The sequence below is a fragment of the Mycobacterium sp. NGS64 genome (genome assembly GCF_059812245.1).
The window spans coordinates 1,235,289-1,259,683 of record NZ_JCALCI010000001.1 but is presented as its reverse complement, the minus strand read 5'-3'; the positions used below and the strand labels follow the sequence as shown (position 1 = coordinate 1,259,683).

The window sequence follows — 24,395 nt, the reverse complement described above, 5'->3', positions numbered from 1 at the left end:
CGATCACGAGGCGGCCGGCGAACCCGCGACGCGCTCGCGCAGGTGCGCGGCGAAGGCCGCGGCCCGCTCGAGGTCGTGGTCGTTGGGCCGTCCCCGGTTGATGCCGCCGATGAATCCGAACGGCCCCATGGTGTCGAACCCGCGGCAGGAGAACGCATCGAGCACCTCGAAGCCCTTGGCCGCCAACTGGTTTCGGACCGGCTTGTTGTAGTCGAGCAGCGGGACCTCGCGGGCACCGCTGGTGAAGAAGGTGAAGGCGCGGGGTCCGCGAACGCGCGGCAGGCGGCGGATCAACGCCCGCAGCCTGGCGTCCACGCTCATGTAATAGATGCCGGACCCGAAGCCGACGAGGTCGTATTCGCAGACCTTCTCGGTGTCCACCGATTCGGGTTCGACGACCTCGGCGCCGAGCACCTCGGCCATCCGGTCGGCCACCCGACGCGTGTTGCCGTGCGACTTCGAAACACAGACGATGAGCGACTTCATGGCTCAATGCTGCGCGCAGGGCACCGCGGTCGGTAAGGGACTTTGTCCCCTATCCCCCGACGAAGAGCCGCAGAACAGTGAGGTTTTGAGCCCGTCACCAATGGATCGAAGACATGACAGCAACACTCGCCGCACTGGAAAAGCCCGACCTCTCCAAGATCGAGAACCGGGCGCCGTCCGTGGCACGGATGTTCGTCGACCGCGTCGCCGCCACCCCGGACACCGAAGCGTTCCGGTATCCGCAGAACGGCGGCTGGGAGCGCGTGACCTGGCGGCAGGTCGGCGAGCGTGTGCAGCGCATCGCCGCCGGGCTGATCGCACTGGGCATCCAGCCGGAGGACCGGGTGGCGCTGGCATCGGCGACGCGCTACGAGTGGGTGCTCGTCGATTTCGGCGTCTTGTGCGCCGGCGCCGCGACGACGACGGTGTACCCGACGACCATCGCCGCCGACGTCGCCTACATCGTCGCCAACTCGGGAAGCCGGGTGGTGGTCGCCGAAAACCAGGCGCAGGTAGACAAACTCGTCGAGCACCGCGCCGAACTGCCCGACGTGACCCAGGTGGTGATCGTCGACGGCAACGGTGACGGCGACTGGGTCATCACCCTGGGCGAGCTCGAGCAGCGCGGCAAGCAACTTCTCGCCGATTCGACCCACGCGGTAGAGGAGCGGGTAGCCGCCGTGGGGCCAGATCAGCTGGCCAGCCTCATCTACACCTCCGGGACCACCGGGCGGCCGAAGGGCGTGCGGCTGACCCACGGCGCCTGGACCTACACCGCCGCGGCCATCGACTCCCTGGGCGTGCTCGGCTCCGACGACCTCAACTTCCTGTGGCTGCCGCTGGCGCACTCGTTCGGCAAGGTGATGCTGGCGCTGCCGCTGTTGATCGGCTTCCCGACCGCGATAGACGGGCGCGTCGAGAAGATCGTCGACAACCTGGCGGTGCTGCACCCGACCGTCATGGGCGCTGCGCCCCGGATCTTCGAGAAGGCACACGCCCGCATCGAGCAGATGATCGCCGAGGAGGGCGGCCTAAAGAAGCGGATCTTCGACTGGTCGATCCGGGTGGGCCTGAAGGTGTCCGCGGCCAGGCAGGCCGGCGAAAAGCCCTCGCTGGCGGCGTCGCTCGCCTACCGGTTGGCGGACCGGCTGGTGTTCTCCACGATCCGGGAGCGCTTCGGCGGCCGCGTGCGGTTCTTCGTCTCCGCCGCGGCCGCGCTGGACCGCAACGTCGCGCAGTGGTTCGACGCCGTCGGCATCACCGTGCTTGAAGGCTATGGGCTCACCGAGACGTCCGCTGCGTCATTCATCAACCGCCCCAACGCTTATCGGTTCGGGACGGTGGGCTGGCCGTTCCCCGCCACCGAGGTGAAGATCGCCGAAGACGGCGAGATCATGCTGCGGGGCCCGGGGGTGATGACGTCGTATCACGATCTGCCCGAGGCCACCGCCGAGGCGCTCGACGAAGACGGCTGGTTCCGCACCGGCGACATCGGCGAGATCGACGCCGACGGCTACCTGCGCATCACCGACCGCAAGAAGGACATGTTCAAGACGTCGCAGGGCAAGTACGTGGCGCCGGCGGCCATCGAGGTGCGATTCAAAGGCCTCTGCCCGTACGCGGGTGAGCTGCTGGTCATCGGAGAGGCCAAGCCCTACTGCGTGGCGCTGGTCAGCCTCGACGGCGAGGCGATCACGGATTGGGCCGAAAAGCATGGCATAGCCGGCAAGTCCTTCGCCGAGATCGCGCGCGACGAGCGCACCCGGGAACTGATCGCCGGATACATTGACGAGCTCAACGCGGAGCTGAATCGCTGGGAGCAGATCAAGAAATTCACGATCCTCGACCGCGAACTGTCCATCGAATCCGGCGACCTGACGCCCAGCATGAAGCTGCGCCGCAAGGTGGTCGTCGGCAAGGCCGCGGACGACATCTCGGCTCTCTACGGATAGCGCCGCGCTCGCTTTCTGGGTCGCCCGTCAGCGGTGCAGACCCGTGACGGGTTCGTGAGTGCTGGCCTGGATGTCGGTTGAGGTCAAGGCCAACAGCTGATTCGACAGATCGGACAGCGCGCGGGCGATCGCCAGTTCGTCGCCGATCTGGGCGACCGGTTGGTCGGCGGGATCCAACCGCGCCAGGCCCACGCCGACGAACTTCCTGCCCGCCCAGGCCAGCCGCGCCTTCGCCCTGGTGCGCTCCTCCTGCTCTTCGACGAGTAGGTCGATTTGGCAGGTCTTGGTGCCCTCAGCCTTGCCCGTCATCGCCGGTCTCCTTGCCTTGCCGGGTATTTGCTCACTCGTTACCAGGTAGCGACGGCGCGAAGTAGGGGCGAAAGTCATCACTGCGCGCATTCGCGGTCAGGCGAACACCTCTCGGAGAGTGGCGGTCTGCAGGTTGCGGCTGTGGATGAGGTCCAGCAGTTGGCCGTAGCAGTGCGTGATGGTGGGCAGGTTGGCGTGCATCAGCACGATCTGCCCCGGCTGGAACGACTTCGTCGCGCGGGCCACCAGGCTGGCTTCGTTCTCGGGCGCCGAATCGCCGACGTCGCCGCTCCACAGGGTAACCGAGGTGTAGCCCTGGTCGGCGGCCACCCGGTCGACGTCGGCGTTGTGCGCCCCGAACGGCGGCCGGAAAAACGGTGTGCCGTCCGCACCGTAGGTGTTCCGAAGGAAGTCGGCGTTGCGCCTGATCTGGTCGTCGACGGCGGTGAGCGCCATGCGATTGAGGTTGGGGTGCGACCACGTGTGGTTGGCCATTTGAACCTGACCGGAATCCAGCAGGGGCCGAAGCGCCGCGGCATTGTCCGACCAGGACGGATTGGCCCCGTTGACGAAAAAGGTGAGTCGGGTTCCGCTGTCCCGGGCGAATTGCGCGAACGCGGCCACCACGGGGCTGCTGGCACCGTCGTCGACGGTGAGCACGATGCGGTTGTCCTCGCCGGGCACCCGGGTGAGCACCCCCGCGGCGGCCACTGGCGGGCGCGTCATGGCGGCCAGCACGCCCCCGGCGATGGCGCACAGCAGCGCGCGCCGGTCGATGTTGGGCATGCAGCCAGTGGTACCCCGCGGGGATCGGGGCAATCACGGCACGGGCGTGAAACAGTTTTCGACGGGCTGCCGACCATTCAGCAAATGGGTGGATAAACAAACCGTCGAAATTAATCGACAATATTGTTGGTTGTAATCAACAATTCGTTGACTTATATCGACGCGTCCATAAAGTAACTTTCGTGGACGACCTCGCGCAGGCCGAGTAGATGCACGCCTCCCGCGGTCGCCGTCCGTCGCATCATTCGGGCGATGACCGCGAGCAGGCCATCCTGGCCACCGCGGAGCGCCTGCTGCAGGAGCGGCCGCTGGCCGACTTCTCCGTCGACGATCTGGCGAGGGGCGCGGGCATTTCCCGTCCCACCTTCTACTTTTATTTCCAGTCGAAGAACGCCGTGTTGCTGTCGCTGCTGGACCAGATGAACGGCAAGGCACACGCGGCGCTTACGGCCTTGGGCGGCAGACTGTTCGGCGACCCCGCGGCGCTGTGGCGGGCACGCATCGAGGCGTTCTTCGAGGTGTCGGGCTCGCATCGGGCGGTCGCCGTGGCGGGCGCCGCGGCGAAGGCCACCAACCCCGAGGTCCGGCAGCTGTGGTCGACACTCATGCAGAAGTGGATCTCGCACACCACGGCGGCGATCAAGGCCGAGCGCCGCCGCGGTGCCGCCCCGGACACCTACCCGGCCGAGGATCTGTCCGTCGCGCTGAACATGTTGAGCGAGCGGGTGATGGCCGCGACGTTCACCGCCGAGGAGCCGGCGATCCCCGAGGACCGCGTGATCGACATGCTGGTGCACATCTGGATGGCCAGCATCTACAAGGCCGACGCCGAGGCGTTGGCCACTAGCGGTTTTTGAGGATCCGCGCGGCGCGGTCCAGGCTCTGGTCGATCAGACGGTCGGCGGCACCGAAGTAAGTTGCCGACGGGGCCTTGCCCGCCAGCTCCGCGATCGCGCGCTGCTCGCCGTAAACGTCTGCCAGGCGCAGGTTTTCGGCCATCCGCGCGGAATGCACCTGAAGCCCGGCCAGCAGTTCGCCGCACTGCGAACCTGCGACCACGGTCCGTCGGGTCAGCGTGCGCAGGGTGTCCCATTCGGCGTGCCACGGGCCGTCGGGCCGTTCGTCGTTGGCCAACGCGGCGGCGGTGTGCAGCGTCGAGGCCAACTGCGGCGCCGTGACGGCGGCCCGCCGGATCAGGATGGACAGCACCGGGTTGCGCTTGTGCGGCATCGACGACGACCCGCCGCGGTTTTCGCCCGCCGGCTCGCCGAGTTCGCCGATCTCCGGACGGGCCAGGGTGACGACGTCCGAGGCGATGCGGCCCCAGGCGTCGGTGCACCCGACGAAGGCGTCCCCCGCCGCCGTGGCCGGCGTTCGCGTCGTGTGCCATGGCGTCCGGTCGCTCAGCCCCAAAGACGTTGCAACGCTTCGCGAGAGGCGATCGGAGACTGCCGACGGGTCCGCAGCGCCCCCGAGCAGCGTCGCCAGCTCGATGGTCGCAGCCCGCGTCCCGGCCGCGCCGCCGACCTGAATCGGGGTGACCAACCCGCCGAGCCGCACGTGCGCGTCGACGACCCCGTCGAGCCAGCCCGCCGCCTTGGCGCCGAACGTGGTGGGCGCCGCGTGCTGGGTGAGGGTGCGGGCCACCATGGGCGTACCCCGGTGCGCCGCGGCTAGGCCCGACAGCGTCGAAACCTGCTGGGTGAGTTCGGATGTCAGGGTGTCGGCGGCGGCGCGCACGCCCAGCATCAGGGCGGTGTCGAGGACATCCTGGCTGGTGAGGCCCCGGTGGATCCACGGAGCGATGGCCGGGGCGGCCCGCCCGCGCAACAGGTCGACCAGGCCGATGACCGGGTTGCCGCCGCCCTCGGCGCCGGCCGCGAGCGACTCGCCGTCGCCGTCCCGCAGCAGGGCCGCCAGGTCGGCTCCGGCGCATTCGCCGGGCGCCAGGCCGGCGGCAGTCAGCGCTCCCAGCCAGGCGGATTCCACCGTGACCATCGCCTGCAGCAGCGCGGCGTCCGTCATGTGCGTCCCCGCCCGCTGGTCGCCGGGCCACAGCAGGTTGGTCATCGCCGGTAGTCCAGGAACACGGTCTCGTTGGGGCCCTGCAGGTGGATGTCGAAACGGTATCCCGCCCAGCCGGTTTCGGGGACACATACCAGGCCGGCCACCGCCGCATCGCCGTGCGGCAGGTAGGCGCGGGTGAACAGTCGATCCAGCAGGCCGCGCGCGAAGACGGCGAGCGCGAAGAACGGTGCGCGCCCGGGTGCGCCCGGGCCGGGTGCCACGGTGGTGAACGAGTAACGGCCCGCGGCGTCCGTTGCGCACCGGCCCCATCCGGTGAACGATGTTTCGTCGCGCCGTAGGGAGCCGGCCAGCCGCGGGACGCGGCCGGCGCCATCGGCCTGCCACAGTTCGACCAGCGCGTCCGGCACCGCTTGCCCGGCGCCGTCGTAGACCGTGCCGTGCAGCCGGACCGCCTGCGGATGTCCGTCGCCGACCAGCTGGCTGTCACCGGGATACGGCAAGCCCAGCCCAAGGAAGGGACCGACGGTTTGCCCTGGGGTGCAGGCGAATTCAGCCATCGTCTTCGGTCCAGGTCCGGGCGGCGCCGCAGAGCACGATGTCCCAGCGGTAGCCGGTGGCGTACTCGGGCTGGGTGAGGTCGTGGTCGTAGCGGGCGATCAGCCGCGCCCGGGCGGCGGGATCGGGGATCGACTGGAAGATCGGATCCAGGTCGAACAGCGGGTCGCCCGGGAAGTACATCTGGGTGACCAGGCGTTGCGTGAAAGCCGTTCCGAATACCGAGAAGTGGATGTGTGCCGGGCGCCAGGCGTTGCGGTGGTTGCGCCACGGGTAGGGGCCTGGCTTGACGGTCAGGAAGCGGTACGACCCGTCGGGTCCGGTGAGGCAACGGCCGGCGCCGACGAAGTTCGGATCCAGCGGGGCCGGGTGCTGGTCGACCGGGTGGCGGTAGCGGCCGGCGGCGTTGGCCTGCCAGATCTCGATCAGCTGGCCCGCCACCGGCCTGCCCGAGTCGTCGAGCACCCGCCCCGCCACGACGATCCGCTCCCCGATCGGCTCACCGGGATGGCCGGCCGTCAGGTCGGCGTCACGAGGGTCGACGTCCCGGCCGCCGAAGCACGGCGCGTGGCGCTCGAGCTCCTCCGGGTCGACGAGCAGCGCGGGCCGGTTGGGATGGCGCAGCGCCGTGCTGCGATAGGGCGGATAGTCGAGCCGCGGCCGTGCCTGATCCCCGTGCCCGCCGGCGCGTGCGATCGCGGCCATCTCCGCCGTGATGTCGTCCTGGGACGCGACATCCTCGGGGTTCATGAGCTGTGACGCTACTCCCGCTCGGCCGACTTACCCGGTGCAACGCCACCGGCGCGCGGCGTGAAATAGCGACCGCACGTGATCAGTTGTGGCTGGCATGAAAGCGATCGGCTATACCGAGTTCGGTGGTCCGGAAGTGCTGCGAATAACGCAGATGCCGGAACCCCACGCGGGGCCCGGGCAGGTCCGAGTCCGCGTGCAGGCCGCGGCGGTCAATCCGGCTGACACGGCGGCCCGATCGGGGTGGATGAAACGCAATTACGCGCCAGAAACCCTGCCGGGCGGCGGCTATCCCGAGCCGCCGTACGTGACGGGCTGGGATTTCTGCGGGGTTCTCGACGAGGCCCCTGGCGGTGGGGCGATCGGCGTGGGAGAGCGGGTCATCGGACTCACGCTCAGCCCGATGGGCAAGGTCGGCGCGTACGCGGAATACGTCGTGACCGACTCGCGCTCCGTCGTTCGCGCACCGAGCAACGCCACAACCGTTGCCGCGTCGACCCTTCTGATGAACGCGCTCACCGCGTACGCCATGCTCGAAGCCCTGGCCGTTCCCCGTGGCGGTACCGTCGCGGTGACGGGGGCGGCCGGTGCCCTGGGGGGCTACGCCGTTGAACTAGCCAAACATCAAGGGCTGCAAGTGATCGCCGACGCCGCGGAAAACGATGAGGACCTGGTCATGCGGTTGGGTGCCGACATCGTCATCCCCCGCGGTGACAGAGTGGCCGAACACATTCGTGACGCGGTACCCGGTGGAGTGGACGGTGCCGTCGACGCGGCGCTGTACACCGACGCCATCGTTCCCGCGATCCGAGACGGCGGCGCGGTCGCCTCGGCGCGCCAGCACGTCGGCAGCGCTGAGCGGTCCATCAGGTGGCGCGTGGTGTCCGTCACCGACCACACCACACGCACCGATGTGCTCGGCACTTTGCGCGATCTCGTCGAAAAGGGCGTGTTAACCCTGCGCGTTGCTGACACGCTGCCCGCCGCGCAAGCCGCCGACGCACACAGCCGACTGGAGGCCGGCGGTGTGCGAGGTCGCCTCGTGCTCACCTGGTGAAGGCGAGCACCGGCATCAACGGACCGTTACAAAGAGCGCACCAGCGCCGCGCGGCCCTTGGTGCGCAGCCGGTGCAGCGCGGAGCCCCGGTATTGCTCCATCTTCGCGGCCATCTGGTTGCCCAGCTCCTCGAGTTCGGCCTCGGTGATCTTCACCTCGGGCGGGGCGGGGATCAGGTCGCGCTCCTCCTCGTCGGCGTGCGCTTCCAGCACGGTCTTGAAGGAGTTCCACTCGTCTTCGTAGCCGGGCGCGCTCTGCGGCGTCTTCAGCAGCACGGAAAGCTGGTCGACCACCTGTCGGTGCTCGGCGTGCGCGACGGCGATCAGCTTGCTGGCGTCCTTGAGCGCCGGGTAGTACAGGTCGTCCTCGATGCGGAAGTGGATGTCGAGTTCGATCAGCATCTCGTCGAAAAGGTCATGGCGCTCTTCGCTATTCACCGGCGCCTCGCTGACCTTGCGGCCGAGGCCCTTGATCACGACGTGGTGCTCCTTCAAGACGTCATAGGCGTTCACTTCGCTACCTCCTCGGCACGCACCTCAACCATTCCGTCGGCCAACCTGGCCTCGTAACACGGCAGCGGCGCCGCCGCCGGGCCGCGCAACACCTCGCCGGATTCGGCCGCGAACCACGAACCGTGCCAGGGGCACACGACCCGGCCGCGATCGACCCACCCGTCGGCCATCGGCGCGGCCAGGTGCGGGCAGAACTCACCGAACGCCGACACCTCCCCCGGCTTCGTTTGGCACACAACCAATCCCACGCCGTCGACCTCGACACGCACCGGCTTTCCGTTCAGCGAGCTCGCCGGCAGCACCGGCGTCCACTCCGTGGCGCGCAACCGCTCCCCCGACCGGTCGATGCCGATGCCGGACTCGAACACCAGCGACCCGCCGAGGTAGCTGCCGCCGAGGGTGATCGCGTAGCCGAGCGCGGTGAGCGCGATGCCGCGGCCATGGCGCCCGCGGCGGCGGTCCCACCAGGATTGGGCGTAAAGCGCTGTGGCGGCAAGGTTCACCAGCCCGTGCACCAGGCCGACCCGGCGGTCCTCCTCGTGGGTGTGCTGCCAGTCGGTGGTGCCGGTGATCGCCGACCCGATGCTCGCCAGGATCCCCACCCCCAGCGCGCGGGAGGCGAACCGGGACGCGTCGCGGACCTCGCTGGGCCGCTGGCCGGGCAGCAGGCTCAGCGCGTCCAGCGCCACCGTGGTGCCGAGCGCCCCGCTCGTCAGCGACGCCAGCGGCGGATGAACCGGGTGCCCGAGCCAGACGCCGTGCAGCGCGTTGGTGACGGTGTCGCGGGCCCCGCCCAGCGCGTTGTAGCCGAAGCTGAGGAGGTGCTCGAAGCGGTAGCTCGGCCGATCCAGCCACTCCTGACGCCCGATAGCTGACAGCACTCGCGGTCCGAGTTCCCGCAGCCGGCCACCGGCCCCCCGGGACCGTTCAACCATGACACCGCCCTTCCTCAGATGAAAAGTGACACAGCGATAATGGCCGCAAAATCGGCGATTACCGCGGCATTACTTCGCGCTCACACCTTCAGTGAGCTCACGGTGACCACGGTAACCGCGCCGCCTTGGTCCGCGGTTGTCCAACACCTGTGAGTTAGCCATAAGGATGCTCCGAGGTCCCTGGCCGCGGGGTTGACCAGGGGGGCGGGGTGCGGGATTCTATTTAGCAGAAATGATTTCTGAATAACAGAGGACCGCGTGACCGACCTTCAGTGCGTTTTCGACAACGTCCGGCGCGGGATGATCCCCGCCCACATCTACAACGACGCCGAGCTGTTCGCACTGGAAAAGGAGCGCCTCTTCGGCCGGGCGTGGACGTTCGTGGGCCACGAATCGGAGATCCCGCACGACGGCGACTACGTGGTGCGCCGGGTTCTCGACGACTCGTTCATCATCGCCCGCGATTCGGAGGGCAGCGTGCGGGCCTTGTTCAACATGTGCCGGCACCGCGGGATGCAGGTGTGCCGCGCGGAGCTAGGCAACGCCTCCAACTTTCGCTGCCCGTACCACGGCTGGTCCTATCGCAACGACGGCCGGCTGATCGGGCTGCCGTTTCACCGCGAGGCCTACGGCGGCGAGGACGGGCTCGCGCGGGATGGCCAAAGCCTGCTCGCCGCACCGAATTTCGCGAGTTACAACGGGTTGATGTTCATCAGCATGGACCCGGCGGCCGAACCGCTGAAGGATTTCCTCGGCGACTTCCGGTTCTACCTGGACTTCTACACCAAGCAGAGCGCCCGCGGCCTGGAGGTGCGGGGGCCGCAGCGATGGCGCATCAAGGCGAACTGGAAGATCGGCGCCGAGAACTTCGCCGGCGACATGTACCACACGCCGCACACGCACGCGTCGATCGTCGACATCGGGCTGTTCCGCGAGCCAAAAGCCCAGAAGCGCAAGGACGGAGCGACGTATTGGGCGCACCGCGGCGGTGGCACCACATACAAGTTGCCGCCGGGCGACTTCGGCCAACGGATGCGCTACGTCGGCTACCCCGACGAGATGATCGGCCGCATCAGGGACGCCTGGACACCCCGGCAGCAGCGAATGGTCGGCGAGGACGGGTTCATGATCTCCGCGGCCACCTGCTTTCCCAACCTCAGCTTCGTGCACAACTGGCCGAAAGTCCGCGACGGCCAAGATGATCAGGTGTTGCCCTTCATCTCGATCCGGTTGTGGCAGCCGATCAGCCAGAACGAAACCGAGGTGTGTTCCTGGTTCGCGGTGGACTCCGCCGCACCCGAACAATTCAAGAAGGACTCCTACAAGGCCTATTTGATGTGCTTCGGGTCGACGGGCATGTTCGAGCAGGACGACGTGGAGAACTGGGTGTCGCTGACCGCCACCGCGGGCGGCTCGATGGCGCGGCGGCTGCTGCTGAACAGCCGGATGGGACTGCTCGGCGACGACAGCCCCGTCGTTGAGGCCCTCCCCGCCGACGCCTTCCACGGGCCCGGGCGCGCCCAGGTCGGCTACAACGAGCACAATCAGCGCGAACTGCTCAAGCTGTGGGCGGACTACCTGCAATGAGAAAACCGTTACCCTGCCTGCCTTTTAGCGACCTTCGACACCATCAGGCGCATCAGTTCCTGGTCGACGAGGCCTACCTGCTGGACGCCCAGCACTACGACGCGTGGCTGGACACGCTGACCGACGACGTGCGCTACGTCATGCCGGTCCGGGTCACCACCGCGCGCGGTGCCGGGTTCGATACGTCGCCTTTTCCCAAGCCTGGCATGGCGCACTTCGACGAAGACAAGTACTCCCTGACCCAGCGGGCGGCCCGCTTCGCCACCGAGCACGCCTGGACCGAGGACCCGCCGTCGCGGCTGCGCCACTTCATCACCAACGTGCGCACGTATGCCGACGACGACACCCACCTCGTCGTCGAGTCGGCCGAGCTCCTCTTCCGCAGCCGCGGCGACGTGAATGAGAGCGCGCTGGTGTCGTGCGGGCGCGAGGACCTGCTGCGCTGGTGCGGCGATCGCTGGAAGCTGGCCCGCCGCACCATCTTTGTCGACGAGTCGGTGTTGCGGATGCAGAATTTGGCGGTGTTCCTGTGAGCGAATCCATCACGATAGCCAACGAGTTCACCGAGGTCGTCATCCAGCGGATCGACACCCGCAACGGGTCGCGGCTGCTGATCAGCGCGCCCAAGACCGGACGCTCGATCTCCCTCGACGCGCTCGAGATCGAGGCGCTGACCCGGCAGAACACCCGTACGCTGACGGCCATGGTCGGCAATCCCGATGGCCCGCTGCTGCCCGACGAACAGGACCAGCCGTGACTGACTGGCTCGAGGGCAAGCGGGCGCTGGTGGTGGGCGCAGGGTCGGGGATCGGCCGGGCCGTGGTGGACGCGTTTCACGCCGAGGGCGCCAAAGTCGCCGTGCTGGAACGTGATTCCGATAAGTGCGAGCGGTTGCGGCGGGAGTCGCCCGGCGTGCCGGTGGTCGAGGGCGACGCCGTCACCCGCGAGGCCAACGAGCGCGCCGTCGCCGCGGCGGTGGACGAATTCGGCGGGCTGGACACGCTCGTCAACTGCGTCGGAATCTTCGATTTCTACCGGGGCGTCGGCGACATCGACGCCGGCGACCTGTCGGGAGCGTTCGACGAGATGTTCCGCACCAACGTGTTGAGCCACCTGCAGTCGGTCAAGGCGGCGCTGCCCGCGCTGCGGGCCGCGAGCGGGTCGTCGATCGTGTTGACCGAGTCGGCGTCGTCCTACTACCCCGGGCGGGGCGGCGCGCTGTACGTGTCGTCGAAGTTCGCCGTTCGCGGGCTGGTGGCGACGCTGGCTCACGAACTGGCACCGCAGATTCGGGTCAACGGGGTGGCGCCGGGCGGCACGCTGAACACCGACCTCCGCGGCCTCGCCAGCCTGGGGCTCGAGGGCGTGCGCCTCGACGACACCCCCGACCGGGCTCGCGACGTGGCGGCGCGCAGCCCGCTCGGCGTCGCGCTCACCGGCGGGGACCACGCCTGGAGCTTCGTGTTCCTGGCGTCGGACCGCTCGCGCGGCATCACCGGCGAAACCGTCCACCCCGACGGCGGATTCGGGCTGGGCGCACCGCGATGACGGGGCTCGACCAGCAACGCGAGCTGGTGGCGCAGGGCTGCCGGGTCGCGGCGGCGCGCGGCTTGGTCGACGGCATCCTCGGTCACCTGAGCCTGCGCGTCGACGACGAACGCCTGCTCGTCCGCTGCCGCAGCGACACCGACACCGGGGTGGCGTTCACCCGCCCCAGCGACATCCGGCTCGTCAAATTCGACGGAACGGCTGGCGCCGCAGGCGAACTCGACGGCTATCGCGTCCCGAACGAGCTGCCCATCCACGTCGAAACCATGCGCGCCGATCCCGGGCACCGGGCCGTCGCGCACCTGCACCCGCCCGCCGTCGTCGCCGCCGACCTCGCCGGCATCTCGATCCGGCCGATCTACGGGGCCTACGACATCCCCGGCGCGCGGCTGGCGCGCGACGGCGTGCCGGTCTACGAGCGCGCGGTGCTGATCCGAAACTCCAAGCTGGGCAAGGAAATGGTCGAGGCAATGCGCGGTCGGCCGGTGGTGATCCTGCGCGGCCACGGGATCACGAGCGCCGCCAACACAATTCAACAGGCGGTGCTGCAGGCGATCAGCCTCGACTCCCTGGCGCGGATGGCGTTGCGAGTGCGTGCGGCCGGCGGCACGCTGCGCGACATCGACGACGCCGACTGGGACGACCTCCCGGACCTAGGCCCGGGCCTGCACACCGACGCGGCCTGGCGACACGAGATCGCGCGGTTGGGCGAAGTCACAGGTTGATATCGGGCGCGCGCCCTGCCCGGATAGCGGCGGCGGCGGGCTTAACCTGGCCGACGTGAGCGAACTGGACCGGAGGCGCTTCCTGGTGGCGGTGGCCGCGACGGTGGCGGTCACCGGGATCTCGTGGTGCGCCGACGGCGGTCCCAGGGTGGCGCGCGCCGAGGTTCCCGGATCCGCGCCGACCCCCGCCGCCCCGGCCCTGCCGCCGTTGCTGTCGCCCCCGGACCGTGCCGCGCGAGTCGCGCTGCCGGGCGGCGCGGTGCTGAGCAAGCTTCCCGGCGACGGTGACCTGCTGGCCTGGACGGTCGACGACGGCGTCGACACCGATGTGGTCCGGCTCTATACCGAATTCGCCAGGGACACCGGCGTGCGGCTCACCTATTTCGTCACCGGCTCCTATCGGTCGTGGACCGACAACGCCGCGGTGCTTCGCCCGCTCGTCGAATCCGGACAGATCCAGCTGGCCAACCACACCTGGTCGCACCCGGACCTGACGAAACTCACGCCGAACCAGGTGGCCGACGAACTCGGTCGCACCGATCAATTCCTGCGGAACACCTACGGCGTGGACGCCACCCCGTACTTCCGGCCGCCCTACGGCCATCACAACGCAGTGGTGGACGCGGTGGCCGCCGATATGGGCTACCAGGTGCCCACGCTGTGGTCCGGGGACCTGCGGGATTCCGCGCTGCTGTCCGAAGACCAGATCGTCAAGTTGGCCGAGCTGTCCTTCACCCGGCAGAACATCGTGATCGGTCACCTCAACCACGCCCCGGTCACCCACGTTTACAAGCAGCTGGTGGACATCATCCGGGCCCGCAGGCTGCGCACCGTGACGCTCAACGACGTCTTCCTGAAGCCCGAAATCCCGCACCGCACAGCGCGTTTCGCCGGCTAAATCAGCCTCAGCCGATCTGATCGCCAATCTCCTTGGCCGCCTTGACAAGAGCGGCCACCACCGATGGGTAGCGGTCGCCGTCGAGCCGGTCCTGCGGCGCGGCGGCGTTCAGCGCGAGCCGCACGCCCGGCGCCCGCGTCGGGATCGGCACCGCGACCGAGGCGACACCGTCCTCGCTCTCCTCGCGGTTGATGGCGTAGCCCCGCTCGCGGATGCGGGACAGCTCGGCCTCCAGCTCGGTGCGGCGGCCGATCGAATGCGAGGTGACCCGTTCCAGCTCTTCGTTCGGAAACAGTTGGCGCAGTTCGTGTTCGGGCAGCTGGGCGAGCATCACCTTGCCGGTCGAGGTGCAGTGTGCCGGCATGGTGCGCCCCAGCCGGGACGCCACCCGGACCGCCGCCGGACCCTCGATCGCGGCGACGAAGTGGACGTCGGCGCCGTCGAGCATCCCGACGTGGATCGATTCGCGCAGTTGCTCGCTCAGCGCACGCATGATCGGCGCGGCGGACCGCTGGATGTCGAGCCGGCCGAAGACCGCGAACGCGACGCCGGTGAGCGAGGGACCGGGCAGGTACGCCTTGGAGGTCGGGTCTTGGCGCACGAAGCCGCGGTAGGCCAGCATCGCCAGCAGCCGGTGCGCGGTCGAGGGCGCGACGCCCAGGTATCGGGTGGCCTCGCTCAACCGGATCTCGGGCCGCTCCCCCAGCAACAGCAGCAGCTTCAGCGCGTTGTCGACCGACTCGATCGGGTACTGCGGCGCAAGCGGTTCGGCGGACGCCTCGCTTCCGGCCCGTTGCCTGCTGCTCATGGCAGTGACGGTACTCGGGACACCATTCAAATCAGGGTCAGGAATGCCGCGCCGAGCAGGCCCGCCGCGATCATCACAACCACCGCCGTCGCGACGGCCCGCCAGCCGAAGCTGCGTGCGACCATCACCGCACCCGGGACGCTGACCGCCGGAAGGGTGATCAACAGCGCGCCCAGGGTTCCCGACGAGACGCCGAGCAGCGCCAGACCCTGCAGGATCGGGATCTCGCCCGCCGTCGGGATGACGATGAGCGTGCCGACGACAGCCGCGAGCACCACGACCAGCAGGCCGCCCTGCTGCAGGCGGGTCAGGGTGAGGAGCCAGCCGCGGAACGCACCGAGTGCAAGCACCAGGACGGCGTACTCGGGCAGCAGGACCAGGCACAAGCGCAGCAGGGCTCCCGCGAAGCTTCGGGCGGGCGCCCAGGGCTGCGGCGCGGGGGCGGGCGCCTCGGGCGGTGGAACTCGCCGCGACCGCGTCATCAGGCCGACGACAGTCGCGACGCCGACCACCGCGGCGATCCCGACCACCAGCCTGGTCAGCGCCCACTGCCACGGCGCGACGGACACCAGGAAGACCAGCACCGCGGGATTCAGCACGGGGTTTCCCAACCAATACGCGATGGCGGCGACTCGGCTGACCCCGTTGCGCCGCAGGGTGACGGCGACCGGGGCGGCGCAGCATGTGCACATCATCGACGGGATGCCGGCAAGGCCGCCGGCCACCGCGCTGGTAACCAGGCGACGCCGGTTCAGCACGCGGGGCAACCAGGAGCGCGGTATGAACGCCTGAACCGACGCGCTGATCAGCAGCGCCACCACCAGCGCCTGCCAGATGGACAGGACGTAGGCGTGGAAGAACGTCGTGGCGGCATGCCAGGTCGGGGCGTCGCCGGTGTGCACGCCGCCCACGGTGAGGATGTTCGATCCCGGCCAGTGATGGGTTCGCTGGGCCCTCAGCGCCTTCGTCGCATATGGCGTCCACTTGGCCCACAGGAGCCCCGTCACGAACACCGCTGCCGTGGCGACCGCCCCTAGCGCCACACCCGCGCGGCCCGGCGAGCGAATTGCGTTGAGACTCAATGGCAGCGCCACGCTCAATGACGCTAACCGACAACCCCTGGCAGCGCCCACCGGGGCCGACGGGCTCGAGGGATCGCCCGCGCCACGCCACGCGATGGCCCCCGAAAACGGACTTACCGGTTAGTCTCGGCATCGTGTACGGGGCTACCGAGACCGGATACAGCCGATACGTCGCCATCGGGGACAGCCAGACCGAGGGCCTGTGGGACGGCAACGACACCGTCGGCTTCCTCGGGTTTGCCGACCGGCTCGCCGCAATGATCGATTCGCACTATCCCGGGCTGCACTACGCCAACCTGGCGATTCGCGGCAAGCTGGTGGCCGACGTGCTGCACGAGCAGCTCCCGGCGGCGCTCGCGATGCGGCCGGACCTGATCACCGTGTGCGTCGGGATGAACGACGTCATCCAGCCGGGAAACTCGTTCGGCCGGGCGCTGGCCAACCTCGATCGCATGCACGCCGCGCTCGCCGAATCCGGGGCGACGGTGGTGACCACCACGTTCCCGAACGTCGCGCAGTTCCTCCCGCTGGGCCGGCTCGTCTCCGGGCGGCTCGCCCGCATCAACGACGCGATCCGGGCCGCCGCCGACCAATACGGCTTCCGGCTGGTCGACCTCTACGACGCGCCCTCGATGCGCGACCTGGACACCTGGGACGTCGACCGCGTGCACGCATCCACCAAGGGCCACATCCTATTTGCCGCCGCGGCGGCCGAGGCCCTGAATCTGCCCGGCAGCAACCATGATTGGGCCGAGGCGAGCGGCACCCCCACGCGGCTGCCGTTCCGGACCCGAACCTACGGACAGCTGCGCTGGACGCAGGAAAAGTTCATGCCGTGGGTGTGGCGGCGCATGCGCGGCAGATCCTCGGCCGACGGGCGGGTGCCCAAGCGCCCGCGCCTGGAACCGGTCACCGCGCCAGGTGCGGCGCGGTTTGTCGGTCAGTCAGGCATCCTTGACCCATGAACGTGGAGGCTTTGCTGCAGTCGATCCCACCGCTGCTCGTCTACCTGGTAGTCGGCGGTGTGGTCGGGGTGGAGAGCCTGGGCGTTCCCCTTCCCGGTGAGATCGTGCTGGTGAGCGCGGCGCTGATGTCGTCGCACCACGACCTGGCCGTCAATCCCGTCGGCGTCGGCGCCGCCGCGGTGATCGGCGCGGTGGTCGGCGACTCGATCGGCTATTCGGTCGGGCGCCGGTACGGCCTGCCGCTCTTTGACCGGCTCGGCCGGCGGTTCCCCAAACACTTCGGCCCCGGGCACGTCGCGCTCGCCGAAAAGCTGTTCAACCGCTGGGGCGTCCGCGCGGTGTTCTTCGGCCGCTTCATCGCCTTGCTGCGGATCTTTGCCGGCCCGCTTGCCGGCGCGCTCAAGATGCCCTACCCACGCTTCCTGGCGGCCAATGTCTCCGGCGGCATCTGCTGGGCGGGCGGCACCACCGCGCTCGTGTACTTCGCCGGAATGGCCGCCGAACGCTGGCTGGAGCGGTTCTCCTGGATCGGGCTGGTGGTCGCCGTCGTGTGCGGCGTCACCGCCGCGATCCTGCTGCGTGAACGCACGTCGCGGATGATCGCCGAGCTGGAAGAAGAGCACCACCGCAAAGCCGAAGCCGACGCCGCCTGAACCGGGCGGACGAGCGCGCGCTCTGCTCCGTGGCCGTTTAGCGTGAATCCATGGCTTTGCGCGTGCGTCCAGGGCGGGAAAGTCGCCCGGATCCCGCCATCAGCTCACGCTGAAAGCCCAGGATTCACACTCAAGGCGTTGAACCGGGCTAACCCACCGCCTCGCCGATGTCGATCGGCTCGACCGGGCGGTGCTCCTCGATGAGCGAGAGGCCCATCTTGCGGGCGCGCTGGGCGGCGTCCAGGTCCCCCACCGCCGCCAGGATCATCGCGCCCTTCATCAGGATGTGCCAGGACGACGCGAACTCCTCGACGTCGGTCAGCCCGGCCGCGACGGCGCGGCGGCGCACGATGTCGCGGACGTGGTCGATGTGGGCGATGCAGGCCTGGCCGGCGGGATGGTCGGCGCCCAACTCCAGGAGCACGTTGATGAATGAGCAGCCCTCGTACCCGTCGCGCGACTGGAACCAGTCGTGTAGCACGTCGAAGATCGCGAGCAGCTGTTCCTCGGGGGTGCTGCCCCGCTGCCGGGACTGCTCCTCGATCAGGCCGTGCGTCCAGACCTCCTCGCGCCGCTGCAGCACCGCCAGCACCAGCGCGTCCTTCGTCGGGAAGTGGCGGTAGAGGGTCGCCCTGGCCACGCCGGCCCGCACGATCACCTCGTCGGTGCCCACGGCGCGGATCCCACGCCGGCTGAACAGCTCATACGCCGCGGTCAGGATGCGTTCGCGGGCCGAGCTGATGACAGGAGTGACATCGTCGCTTGTCATACCGGGCCTTACCATACTCTTAACAGGCTAAGGTAGACAGACCGCCCTGTCTCGTTATACAAATGAGATTCGCGCACTCCGCGCAGCGTCTGTCTTCAGACAGAAGGACGGGCATCCATCCCGGCGCCCGGCGTCGGTAGATTAGGGAGTCCCTCATGAGCCCGACTACTGCGGAATCAACCTTCAGTCCGCACCTGAGCCTCAGCACGCGGCTGGTCCACGAGCTGGGTGACCCACACAGCACGCTGCGGGCGACCACCGACCGCAACGGCGCGGCGGTGATCATCAACGCCGGTGGCGAGATCGACGCCTGCAACGAGCACACCTGGCGCCTGCTGGTCGGCGAGGCCGCCAGCATCGTCATCCCGCCCGGTCCCTTCGTCATCGACGTCAGCGGCCTCGAATTCATGGGCTGCTGCGCGTTCGCGGTGCTGGCCGAGGAGGCGAAGCGGTGTCGAGAGCGCGGCATCGAGTTGCGCCTGGTCACCTGCGAACCGTTCGTCGCCCGCATCGTCGACGCCTGCGGGCTGAACCGCCTGCTGCCGGTTTACCCGACCGCGGACGCCGCGCTCGCGTCGACCGCTCGCTGGTAAGCCGCCCCGAATCAATCGGCCGATAATCGGCTGAATGAGCGGGCTTCCCACCTTCGGTGCGGAGGAAGAATTCCTCCTCGTCGACCCGCGTACCGGCGAACCGGCCCCCCGCAACGCCGCGGTGGCCGAGGAAGCCGAGCGGCGGGGCGCGACCCTGCAGCTGGAACTGAGCAGCTGCCAGGTCGAAACCAACTCCAGCGTCACGGCGACCAGCGCGGAACTGGGCGAGCAACTCACCCGGCTGCGCCGCGCCGCCGCCGAGGCCGCCGAGGCCGCCGGGGTGCAGTTGCTCGCCGCCGGCCTGCCGCCCAGCACGCCGCACGAGTTTCCCGTCACCGACACACCCCGGTACCGGCGGATCGGCGAGGCGTACGGGATGGTCGCGCACGAGCAGGGCATCTGCGGGTGTCACGTCCATGTGGAGGTGCCCGACCGGGCCGCCGCGATCCGGGTCAGCAACTGGCTGCGGCCGTGGCTGCCGTCACTGCTTGCGCTGTCGGCCAATTCGCGGGTGTATCGCAGCGCCGACAGCGGCTACGCGAGCTGGCGCAGTGTGCTGTGGCGGCGCTGGCCGGTGGCCGGGCCGCCGCCGTTCTTCCCCGCGCCCGAGGAGTACGACCGCACCGTGCGCATGCTGATCGACAGCGAGGTCATCCTCGACCACAAGATGGTCTATTGGGATGTGCGCCCGTCGGAGAACTTCCCGACCGTCGAGATCCGGGTGGCCGACGTGCCGGCCACGGTCGACGAGACGGTGCTGCTGGCGACATTGGCCAGGGCCGCGGTGATGACGGCGCTCGACGAGCGGGGCGGGGACCACGAGCGCCTGCCGCCCGCGGCGCTGCGGGCCGCGTACTGGAAGGCCGCGCACGACGGGCTCGCGGGACACACGCTCGACCTGATCCATGGCGGCGGGGCGGTGCCGGTGCGCCAGATGTTGGGCGCGCTGGTGCAGCGGGTGCGCCCGGCGCTGGACGCGCTCGGTGAATACGACCGCGTCACAACCGAACTCGAGCGCGTCGCTGCGCAGGGCAACGGGGCGATGCGTCAGCTGCGGGCGTGGCAAAAGCGCCACGACGTGATGGATGTCATCGCCGAGGCCGTCGTCAACCCACGGTGAGCAGACGGTACAGGCCGATCAGCCCGACCACCACGATCGTCGAGCGCAGCGCCGTCGGCGAGAGCCGGCGCCCGTAGCGCGCCCCGACCAGTCCCCCGATCAGCGAGCCCGCCGCGATCAGCCCGGCGACCGGCCAGCTGATCCGGCCGAACGCCACCAGCGAATAGCTCACCGCCGCAACGACGTTCACCACCAGCGTCAGCAGGTTCTTGGCCGCATTCATGCGCTGCACCGACTCGGGCAGCAGCGCGCCCATGACGCCGACCAGCAGGATGCCCTGCGCGGCGGTGAAGTAGCCACCGTAGACCGCGACGGCGAACGTCCCGAACACCAGTAAGGCCTTGCGTGCCGGCGTGATGTGCTCGGGCGAACGCCCCGCCTCCTCCGCGCGCTGCGCCGCCCACGTCTGCAGCTTCGGCCCGATCACCACCAGCACCAGCGCCAGCACCAACAGCACGGGAACGATGCGGGCGAACACCGTCGGGGGCAGGTGCAGCAGCAGGAAGGCGCCCAGCACCGCACCGGCCAGCGACGCCGGCAGTTGCCAGCGCAGCCGATCCCACTGCCCGGCCAGCTCGGCGCGGTAGCCCCAGGTGCCCGACACGCTGCCCGCCACCAGGCCGACCGCGTTCGACATGGTGGCAGTGACGGGCGGATAGCCGAGGGCGACGAGCGTCGGGAAGGTGACCAGGGTGCCCGATCCGACGAGGGCGTTGATGGCGCCGGCGGCGAACCCGGCCACGACGATCAAAACCATATGGGAGAGCAGCACTCCCGCGAAGTTTAGTCGGCCTCAGACGGGCGGCGCTTCGGGCCCGCGGTCCACGCCGGTGCGCAGCTTGACCGACGCCGAATACGCGATGCTGCGGAAGTGCAGCACCGGATCGTCGGAGGGTTCGATGCCGTCGGTGACGCGCATCGGGTCGAACACGACGATGTCGCCGCCGTGCTCGCGCTGCGTGTCCAGGCCGTCGATCTGCAGCGTGCCGACGGTGACGATCTGGGTGCTCTGCCAGGCCGCCGACGGGTCGACCGTCGAGTCGTCGGGCCCGGCGATCTGGACGCGGAAGTCGAACCGGACCGGACCGGTTGCCAGGCGCGCGTTCAGTTCGTCGGTGAGAAAGTCCGGGCCGTCACTTTGCGGGGCCGGCGCCTTGGACTCGGTGGCCGGAACCCAGTGGTAGCGAACGAATCTGGCGCTGCCGTCGGCGGCGACCCAGCGGAAGGCGTGCAGGCCGTGGTACTCGATGGTGGCGTAGCTGGTCGGCACCTTGTTGGCGTCGCGCAGCACGGGCAGGGCGCCGAACAGCCGGGGATGGGTCAGGAAGTACTTGGCCATGCGCAGCGGCGTCGTCGGGCTGGGCCGCATCGCCTTGAGCAGATCGACGAACCCGTCCGGCGTGCTGGAGACGAACAGCCGGGCGGTCTGCGTCGAGACGTCGGTGGTGGACCCGTCGGGCAGCGTGAACTTCACCGCGAGCCCCCGCACCCCGGGCGCGCCGTCGCGCTGGGACGGGTTGCCCGATCCGTTGGAGAAGCGGATCAGCGCGGGCACCGTCGAGCCGTCGAGGTGCTTGGCGCGCGAAAGGCCCGCCGCGTCGGGGGTCGCGGTGAACGTGCCGCGGTACAGCGTGCCTTTGGCGTGCAGCGCGCGGTAGCCCGGCTGCGCCCCGCCGGTGCCTCGAATCGCCGCGATCGCCTCGTCGGGAGTGACCATGGGCGAATCTTAAGGCGCTAGTCGGGCAAGCCGAAGAGTTTGACGACACCGTGATCGCGACCGGCGGTGTAGCCGCCGTCGACGGCGATGGCCTGGCCGCTGACGAACGAGGCGTCGGGCGACAGCAGGAACGCCGCCATCGCCGCGACCTCCTCGGGCTGGCCGAACCGTTGCAGGGCGTGCTCCTCGGTGATCGAGGCCAGCGGGCCCTCCATCCCCGGCAGGCCGAAAACGCCTTGGGCCATGGGGGTTTCGATGAAGCCGGGGCAGATGGCGTTGGCGCGGATGCCGCTGGGCCCGTAGTCGAGCGCGATGTTCTTGGTGAGCAGGACGACGCCGCCCTTGGCCGCGTTGTAGGAGCTGCCGCCGGCCGTGCCCTCCAGCCCCTCGATGCTGGCGACGGTGACGATCGAGCCCCGCTCCCCGTCGACGCGGGGCTGCTCGATCATCCTGGCCAGCGCCGCCTTGGCCACCAGGAACGTGCCGGTCAGGTTGATGCCGATCACCCGCTCCCATTCCTTGCGGTCGAGCAGGTGCACCGGCCCGCCGCCGGCGACGCCCGCCGCGTGGAACACGCCGTCGAGGCGGTCGGGGACCGCGGCGAGCACCGCGGCGATGGCGTCCTCGTCGGTGATGTCGGCGGTGACGAAATGGAATTCGGCTCCCAGGTCGGGTGGGGCCGCCACGTCGGCGCCGACGACGGTGCCGCCTTCGGCAAGCAGGCGCCGCGCGGTGGCCAGGCCGATGCCGGACGCCGCCCCCGTCACGACGAAGGTGCGGGACCGGGCGCGATCGGCGTTGACCATGGCAGTGATAGTGGCACACCGGCGCCCGGTGTGCGCCCACGGCGCCGCGTGTGAACTCACGGCGTCGCGTGTGAGCCCGGGGCGGCGGACCGGCCAAATTCCCGCCCTGTGCGCACACGCAAAGCCCTCAGTTCACACTGCGCTAGTGATCCGGCCGGGCGTCCCGGGTGCGCTCGTAGAACCGTCGGACTCGGGCGCGGTTGCCGCAGTCGGCGGTGCTGCACCATCGGCGGTTCTGCCGGTGACTGGTGTCGAGGAACAGCCAGCCGCACGCCGAGTCGCCGCATCGCTTGATGCGCGACAACGGGATGGTGGTCAACAGCGTCACCGATTCGGCGGCCAGCCGATGCAGCGGCGTTTGCGCGTCCAGCGCCACCTCGTGCCACCCGGCGACGTCGCCGTCGATCGTGAGGCGTTGGGCCCGTAGCGCCGATCGGTATGCGCCGGCGATCGTGTCGGCATCGCGGGTTGACCCGCACCCCGTCCAGATGCGATGCAGTGCCTCTCTGAACCGGACGGTCTGACGCAACGCTCTCCCGGCGGCATCGCGCGAGTCGGCCCAGTGGGCGAGCTCGCGCGCCTCCCCGGGCGACAGCACCCCGGCGTGGCGCGCCCACGCCACCAGGTCGAGATAGTCCTCCAGGTAGTCCGTACGGCGCTGCGGGTCACCGCGCCACGCGACCGTATTGACCAGGTCGAGCGCGGGATGACCCCCGCGGAGGTCGAGTCCGGCCGCCTCCGACCGCACCATCGGCCATCACCACCTAATTCCTAAAAATAGATTTTAACCATTAGAAAGCCGGGTACCCATATAGTCATGAAGCGCACACCTGCAGACCGGGTCGGATTGGCCGTCGGCGCCCTGTGCGTGTCCGCCTCGGCCGTCTTCCTGAAACTGGCCGCGACAACCCCGGCGACCGCGACGGCCGCGCGCTGCCTGCTCGCGCTGCCGGTGGTCGTCGTGCTCGCCATCCCCGAACGGCGACGGGGCCGCGCCCTGTCGCGGCGCGGCCTGCTCTCAGCCGCCTGCTGCGGCGCCCTGTTCGCCGGTGACATGTTGCTGTGGACGCAGGCCATTCCGGAGGTGGGGGCGGGCCTATCGACCGTCCTGGTCAACACCCAGGTCGCCGTCGTTCCACTGTTGAGCTGGCTCGTCGACCGGGAGAGGGTCTCGGCCCGGTTCCTGCTGGCGCTGCCCGCGCTCCTGGTCGGCGTCGCGCTCGCCGGCGGGATGCTGGAGCACGGAATCTCGGGCAGCAACCCCGCGCTGGGCACCGCGCACGCGATCGGCGCCGCGCTGTGCTATTCGGGATTCCTGTTTCTGCTGCGACGCGGTGGGCAGGCCGGCCAAGCCATGCAGACCTACGCGGTCGTGTTGGCGACGTCGGCGGTGCTGGCGGTCGCCGTCGGGCCCTGGTGGCACGGCTTGGAGCTGCGGCCCGGCTGGCACGCCGTCGGATGGTTGATCCTGGTCGCCGTCACCGGCCAGTTGCTCGGCTGGCTGTTCGTGGCGTTCTTCTCGGCCCGCGTCCCCAGCACCGTCAGCTCCGCGCTGCTGCTGCTGACCCCGGTGGGCGCGGTCGCGCTGGGCGCCGTTGTGCTGGGCGAGCGTCCCTCGGCGCTGCAGCTGGGCGGTTGTGCGCTGGTGCTTGCCGCCGGCTACCTCGCCAGCTCGCGTGGATCTGAAACCGCGGCCCGCCGCGGCGTGCGGGAGCGCGACCGCGTATCACAGAGTGGAACAAATTGACTTCTGC

29 protein-coding genes are annotated in these 24,395 nt (G+C 69.4%); 14 read left to right on the top strand and 15 right to left on the bottom strand.

The annotated features are described in order from the left end of the window. Positions 1 to 3 precede the first annotated feature (3 nt). Positions 4 to 486, bottom strand: a complete 483-nt coding sequence (locus AC5Y4S_RS06370) for a flavodoxin family protein (protein ID WP_500031126.1) — start codon at positions 484 to 486, stop codon at positions 4 to 6. 113 nt (positions 487 to 599) lie between these two features. Here AC5Y4S_RS06370 and AC5Y4S_RS06365 point away from each other — a divergent pair, with 113 nt between their 5' ends. Then, positions 600 to 2,438, top strand: a complete 1,839-nt coding sequence (locus AC5Y4S_RS06365) for an AMP-dependent synthetase/ligase (RefSeq protein ID WP_500031124.1) — start codon at positions 600 to 602, stop codon at positions 2,436 to 2,438. 27 nt (positions 2,439 to 2,465) lie between these two features. On the opposite strand, the gene AC5Y4S_RS06360 is transcribed toward AC5Y4S_RS06365, so the two are convergent. Together AC5Y4S_RS06360 and AC5Y4S_RS06355 are read right to left on the bottom strand one after the other, a co-directional pair. Further along, positions 2,466 to 2,747 carry a DUF1876 domain-containing protein gene (locus AC5Y4S_RS06360; protein WP_500031122.1) on the bottom strand — a complete coding sequence of 94 codons (282 nt, stop codon included), beginning with the start codon at positions 2,745 to 2,747 and terminating at the stop codon, positions 2,466 to 2,468. Between the two features lie 96 nt (positions 2,748 to 2,843). Then, a complete protein-coding gene (locus tag AC5Y4S_RS06355; RefSeq protein WP_500031120.1) occupies positions 2,844 to 3,533 on the bottom strand; it encodes a polysaccharide deacetylase family protein in 690 nt (229 codons plus the stop codon). A 209-nt stretch (positions 3,534 to 3,742) separates the two neighbouring features. On the opposite strand from AC5Y4S_RS06355, the gene AC5Y4S_RS06350 reads away from it, so the two are divergent. Next, positions 3,743 to 4,390, top strand: a complete 648-nt coding sequence (locus AC5Y4S_RS06350) for a TetR/AcrR family transcriptional regulator (protein WP_500031118.1) — start codon at positions 3,743 to 3,745, stop codon at positions 4,388 to 4,390. Here the strand turns inward: AC5Y4S_RS06350 and AC5Y4S_RS06345 are convergent. From AC5Y4S_RS06345 to pcaH, 3 genes are read right to left on the bottom strand one after another with little or no spacing between them, the layout of a single operon-like run. After that, a complete protein-coding gene (locus tag AC5Y4S_RS06345; RefSeq protein ID WP_500031116.1) occupies positions 4,377 to 5,603 on the bottom strand; it encodes a lyase family protein in 1,227 nt (408 codons plus the stop codon). The genes AC5Y4S_RS06350 and AC5Y4S_RS06345 overlap by 14 nt on opposite strands. After that, positions 5,600 to 6,118 (bottom strand): protocatechuate 3,4-dioxygenase subunit alpha, encoded by a 519-nt coding sequence (pcaG, locus tag AC5Y4S_RS06340; protein WP_500031113.1) that lies wholly within the window; start codon positions 6,116 to 6,118, stop codon positions 5,600 to 5,602. The genes AC5Y4S_RS06345 and pcaG overlap by 4 nt, the downstream gene beginning before the upstream one ends. Beyond that, positions 6,111 to 6,866: a protocatechuate 3,4-dioxygenase subunit beta gene (gene pcaH / locus AC5Y4S_RS06335; protein WP_500031110.1), complete on the bottom strand. Its 756-nt coding sequence runs from the start codon at positions 6,864 to 6,866 to the stop codon at positions 6,111 to 6,113. Before pcaH ends, pcaG begins: the two co-directional genes overlap by 8 nt. 97 nt (positions 6,867 to 6,963) lie before the next feature. Between pcaH and AC5Y4S_RS06330 the strand changes: the two genes are divergently transcribed. Next, a complete protein-coding gene (locus AC5Y4S_RS06330; RefSeq protein WP_500031108.1) occupies positions 6,964 to 7,923 on the top strand; it encodes an NADP-dependent oxidoreductase in 960 nt (319 codons plus the stop codon). A 26-nt stretch (positions 7,924 to 7,949) separates the two neighbouring features. Here AC5Y4S_RS06330 and AC5Y4S_RS06325 read toward each other — a convergent pair whose 3' ends face one another. Then, the gene (locus AC5Y4S_RS06325) at positions 7,950 to 8,435 is read right to left on the bottom strand and encodes a hemerythrin domain-containing protein (protein WP_500031106.1); all 486 of its coding nucleotides are present in this window, start codon (positions 8,433 to 8,435) and stop codon (positions 7,950 to 7,952) included. Next, positions 8,432 to 9,370, bottom strand: a complete 939-nt coding sequence (locus AC5Y4S_RS06320) for a Rieske (2Fe-2S) protein (RefSeq protein ID WP_500031104.1) — start codon at positions 9,368 to 9,370, stop codon at positions 8,432 to 8,434. Before AC5Y4S_RS06320 ends, AC5Y4S_RS06325 begins: the two co-directional genes overlap by 4 nt. Before the next feature lie 300 nt (positions 9,371 to 9,670). Between AC5Y4S_RS06320 and AC5Y4S_RS06315 the strand changes: the two genes are divergently transcribed. The 6 genes from AC5Y4S_RS06315 (at position 9,671) to AC5Y4S_RS06290 (ending at position 14,128) form a co-directional block, all read left to right on the top strand. After that, positions 9,671 to 10,957, top strand: a complete 1,287-nt coding sequence (locus tag AC5Y4S_RS06315) for an aromatic ring-hydroxylating dioxygenase subunit alpha (protein ID WP_500032182.1) — start codon at positions 9,671 to 9,673, stop codon at positions 10,955 to 10,957. Further along, the gene (locus AC5Y4S_RS06310) at positions 10,954 to 11,490 is read left to right on the top strand and encodes a 3-phenylpropionate/cinnamic acid dioxygenase subunit beta (RefSeq protein WP_500031102.1); all 537 of its coding nucleotides are present in this window, start codon (positions 10,954 to 10,956) and stop codon (positions 11,488 to 11,490) included. The genes AC5Y4S_RS06315 and AC5Y4S_RS06310 overlap by 4 nt, the downstream gene beginning before the upstream one ends. Further along, positions 11,487 to 11,714 carry a dihydrodiol dehydrogenase gene (locus tag AC5Y4S_RS06305; RefSeq protein WP_500031100.1) on the top strand — a complete coding sequence of 76 codons (228 nt, stop codon included), beginning with the start codon at positions 11,487 to 11,489 and terminating at the stop codon, positions 11,712 to 11,714. The genes AC5Y4S_RS06310 and AC5Y4S_RS06305 overlap by 4 nt, the downstream gene beginning before the upstream one ends. Beyond that, positions 11,711 to 12,505 carry a 3-(cis-5,6-dihydroxycyclohexa-1,3-dien-1-yl)propanoate dehydrogenase gene (gene hcaB / locus AC5Y4S_RS06300; protein ID WP_500031098.1) on the top strand — a complete coding sequence of 265 codons (795 nt, stop codon included), beginning with the start codon at positions 11,711 to 11,713 and terminating at the stop codon, positions 12,503 to 12,505. The genes AC5Y4S_RS06305 and hcaB overlap by 4 nt, the downstream gene beginning before the upstream one ends. After that, positions 12,502 to 13,230 (top strand): 3,4-dihydroxyphthalate decarboxylase, encoded by a 729-nt coding sequence (gene phtC, locus AC5Y4S_RS06295; protein WP_500031095.1) that lies wholly within the window; start codon positions 12,502 to 12,504, stop codon positions 13,228 to 13,230. Before hcaB ends, phtC begins: the two co-directional genes overlap by 4 nt. A gap of 64 nt (positions 13,231 to 13,294) precedes the next feature. Then, the gene (locus AC5Y4S_RS06290; RefSeq protein WP_500032181.1) at positions 13,295 to 14,128 is read left to right on the top strand and encodes a polysaccharide deacetylase family protein; all 834 of its coding nucleotides are present in this window, start codon (positions 13,295 to 13,297) and stop codon (positions 14,126 to 14,128) included. A gap of 7 nt (positions 14,129 to 14,135) precedes the next feature. On the opposite strand, the gene AC5Y4S_RS06285 is transcribed toward AC5Y4S_RS06290, so the two are convergent. Both AC5Y4S_RS06285 and AC5Y4S_RS06280 read right to left on the bottom strand, forming a co-directional pair. Further along, a complete protein-coding gene (locus tag AC5Y4S_RS06285; RefSeq protein ID WP_500031091.1) occupies positions 14,136 to 14,936 on the bottom strand; it encodes an IclR family transcriptional regulator in 801 nt (266 codons plus the stop codon). Between the two features lie 26 nt (positions 14,937 to 14,962). Then, positions 14,963 to 16,030, bottom strand: a complete 1,068-nt coding sequence (locus AC5Y4S_RS06280) for a permease (RefSeq protein ID WP_500031087.1) — start codon at positions 16,028 to 16,030, stop codon at positions 14,963 to 14,965. 122 nt (positions 16,031 to 16,152) lie between these two features. On the opposite strand from AC5Y4S_RS06280, the gene AC5Y4S_RS06275 reads away from it, so the two are divergent. Both AC5Y4S_RS06275 and AC5Y4S_RS06270 read left to right on the top strand, forming a co-directional pair. Beyond that, positions 16,153 to 16,983, top strand: a complete 831-nt coding sequence (locus AC5Y4S_RS06275; RefSeq protein WP_500031085.1) for an SGNH/GDSL hydrolase family protein — start codon at positions 16,153 to 16,155, stop codon at positions 16,981 to 16,983. Further along, entirely contained in the window at positions 16,980 to 17,636 is a 657-nt protein-coding gene (locus tag AC5Y4S_RS06270) for a DedA family protein (protein WP_500031083.1), read from the top strand. The genes AC5Y4S_RS06275 and AC5Y4S_RS06270 overlap by 4 nt, the downstream gene beginning before the upstream one ends. A 148-nt stretch (positions 17,637 to 17,784) precedes the next feature. Here the strand turns inward: AC5Y4S_RS06270 and AC5Y4S_RS06265 are convergent, their stop codons facing one another. Further along, on the bottom strand, positions 17,785 to 18,405 hold the full coding sequence (locus AC5Y4S_RS06265; RefSeq protein WP_500031081.1) for a TetR/AcrR family transcriptional regulator: 621 nt from the start codon (positions 18,403 to 18,405) through the stop codon (positions 17,785 to 17,787). A 155-nt stretch (positions 18,406 to 18,560) separates the two neighbouring features. Between AC5Y4S_RS06265 and AC5Y4S_RS06260 the strand changes: the two genes are divergently transcribed. Together AC5Y4S_RS06260 and AC5Y4S_RS06255 are read left to right on the top strand one after the other, a co-directional pair. Beyond that, positions 18,561 to 18,998 (top strand): anti-sigma factor antagonist, encoded by a 438-nt coding sequence (locus AC5Y4S_RS06260; RefSeq protein ID WP_500031078.1) that lies wholly within the window; start codon positions 18,561 to 18,563, stop codon positions 18,996 to 18,998. A 34-nt stretch (positions 18,999 to 19,032) separates the two neighbouring features. Beyond that, a complete protein-coding gene (locus AC5Y4S_RS06255; protein ID WP_500031076.1) occupies positions 19,033 to 20,118 on the top strand; it encodes a glutamate--cysteine ligase in 1,086 nt (361 codons plus the stop codon). Here the strand turns inward: AC5Y4S_RS06255 and AC5Y4S_RS06250 are convergent. The 4 genes from AC5Y4S_RS06250 to AC5Y4S_RS06235 form a co-directional block, all read right to left on the bottom strand. After that, positions 20,105 to 20,875, bottom strand: coding sequence for a sulfite exporter TauE/SafE family protein (locus tag AC5Y4S_RS06250; protein WP_500032180.1), 771 nt, complete (start codon positions 20,873 to 20,875; stop codon positions 20,105 to 20,107). The genes AC5Y4S_RS06255 and AC5Y4S_RS06250 overlap by 14 nt on opposite strands. Positions 20,876 to 20,911: 36 nt before the next feature. Continuing rightward, positions 20,912 to 21,835, bottom strand: coding sequence for a catalase family peroxidase (locus tag AC5Y4S_RS06245; protein WP_500031074.1), 924 nt, complete (start codon positions 21,833 to 21,835; stop codon positions 20,912 to 20,914). 17 nt (positions 21,836 to 21,852) lie between these two features. Further along, positions 21,853 to 22,641, bottom strand: a complete 789-nt coding sequence (locus AC5Y4S_RS06240; RefSeq protein WP_500031073.1) for an SDR family NAD(P)-dependent oxidoreductase — start codon at positions 22,639 to 22,641, stop codon at positions 21,853 to 21,855. A gap of 142 nt (positions 22,642 to 22,783) precedes the next feature. Further along, complete coding sequence (locus AC5Y4S_RS06235; protein ID WP_500031071.1) at positions 22,784 to 23,392, bottom strand: CGNR zinc finger domain-containing protein; 609 nt, start codon at positions 23,390 to 23,392, stop codon at positions 22,784 to 22,786. Between the two features lie 66 nt (positions 23,393 to 23,458). Here AC5Y4S_RS06235 and AC5Y4S_RS06230 point away from each other — a divergent pair, with 66 nt between their 5' ends. After that, positions 23,459 to 24,388, top strand: a complete 930-nt coding sequence (locus AC5Y4S_RS06230) for a DMT family transporter (RefSeq protein ID WP_500031068.1) — start codon at positions 23,459 to 23,461, stop codon at positions 24,386 to 24,388. Positions 24,389 to 24,395 lie beyond the last annotated feature (7 nt).

Excerpts from the sequence above, each read along its gene's own strand:
- AC5Y4S_RS06370 (WP_500031126.1), bottom strand. The coding sequence starts at position 486 with ATGAAGTCGCTCATCGTCTGTGTTTCGAAGTCGCACGGCAACACGCGT.
- AC5Y4S_RS06365 (WP_500031124.1), top strand. The coding sequence starts at position 600 with ATGACAGCAACACTCGCCGCACTGGAAAAGCCCGACCTCTCCAAGATC.
- AC5Y4S_RS06360 (WP_500031122.1), bottom strand. The coding sequence starts at position 2,747 with ATGACGGGCAAGGCTGAGGGCACCAAGACCTGCCAAATCGACCTACTC.
- AC5Y4S_RS06355 (WP_500031120.1), bottom strand. The coding sequence starts at position 3,533 with ATGCCCAACATCGACCGGCGCGCGCTGCTGTGCGCCATCGCCGGGGGC.
- AC5Y4S_RS06350 (WP_500031118.1), top strand. The coding sequence starts at position 3,743 with ATGCACGCCTCCCGCGGTCGCCGTCCGTCGCATCATTCGGGCGATGAC.
- AC5Y4S_RS06345 (WP_500031116.1), bottom strand. The coding sequence starts at position 5,603 with ATGACCAACCTGCTGTGGCCCGGCGACCAGCGGGCGGGGACGCACATG.
- pcaG (WP_500031113.1), bottom strand. The coding sequence starts at position 6,118 with ATGGCTGAATTCGCCTGCACCCCAGGGCAAACCGTCGGTCCCTTCCTT.
- pcaH (WP_500031110.1), bottom strand. The coding sequence starts at position 6,866 with ATGAACCCCGAGGATGTCGCGTCCCAGGACGACATCACGGCGGAGATG.
- AC5Y4S_RS06330 (WP_500031108.1), top strand. The coding sequence starts at position 6,964 with ATGAAAGCGATCGGCTATACCGAGTTCGGTGGTCCGGAAGTGCTGCGA.
- AC5Y4S_RS06320 (WP_500031104.1), bottom strand. The coding sequence starts at position 9,370 with ATGGTTGAACGGTCCCGGGGGGCCGGTGGCCGGCTGCGGGAACTCGGA.
- AC5Y4S_RS06315 (WP_500032182.1), top strand. The coding sequence starts at position 9,671 with ATGATCCCCGCCCACATCTACAACGACGCCGAGCTGTTCGCACTGGAA.
- AC5Y4S_RS06310 (WP_500031102.1), top strand. The coding sequence starts at position 10,954 with ATGAGAAAACCGTTACCCTGCCTGCCTTTTAGCGACCTTCGACACCAT.
- phtC (WP_500031095.1), top strand. The coding sequence starts at position 12,502 with ATGACGGGGCTCGACCAGCAACGCGAGCTGGTGGCGCAGGGCTGCCGG.
- AC5Y4S_RS06285 (WP_500031091.1), bottom strand. The coding sequence starts at position 14,936 with ATGAGCAGCAGGCAACGGGCCGGAAGCGAGGCGTCCGCCGAACCGCTT.
- AC5Y4S_RS06270 (WP_500031083.1), top strand. The coding sequence starts at position 16,980 with ATGAACGTGGAGGCTTTGCTGCAGTCGATCCCACCGCTGCTCGTCTAC.
- AC5Y4S_RS06265 (WP_500031081.1), bottom strand. The coding sequence starts at position 18,405 with ATGACAAGCGACGATGTCACTCCTGTCATCAGCTCGGCCCGCGAACGC.
- AC5Y4S_RS06260 (WP_500031078.1), top strand. The coding sequence starts at position 18,561 with ATGAGCCCGACTACTGCGGAATCAACCTTCAGTCCGCACCTGAGCCTC.
- AC5Y4S_RS06255 (WP_500031076.1), top strand. The coding sequence starts at position 19,033 with ATGAGCGGGCTTCCCACCTTCGGTGCGGAGGAAGAATTCCTCCTCGTC.
- AC5Y4S_RS06250 (WP_500032180.1), bottom strand. The coding sequence starts at position 20,875 with ATGGTTTTGATCGTCGTGGCCGGGTTCGCCGCCGGCGCCATCAACGCC.
- AC5Y4S_RS06245 (WP_500031074.1), bottom strand. The coding sequence starts at position 21,835 with ATGGTCACTCCCGACGAGGCGATCGCGGCGATTCGAGGCACCGGCGGG.
- AC5Y4S_RS06240 (WP_500031073.1), bottom strand. The coding sequence starts at position 22,641 with ATGGTCAACGCCGATCGCGCCCGGTCCCGCACCTTCGTCGTGACGGGG.
- AC5Y4S_RS06235 (WP_500031071.1), bottom strand. The coding sequence starts at position 23,392 with ATGGTGCGGTCGGAGGCGGCCGGACTCGACCTCCGCGGGGGTCATCCC.
- AC5Y4S_RS06230 (WP_500031068.1), top strand. The coding sequence starts at position 23,459 with ATGAAGCGCACACCTGCAGACCGGGTCGGATTGGCCGTCGGCGCCCTG.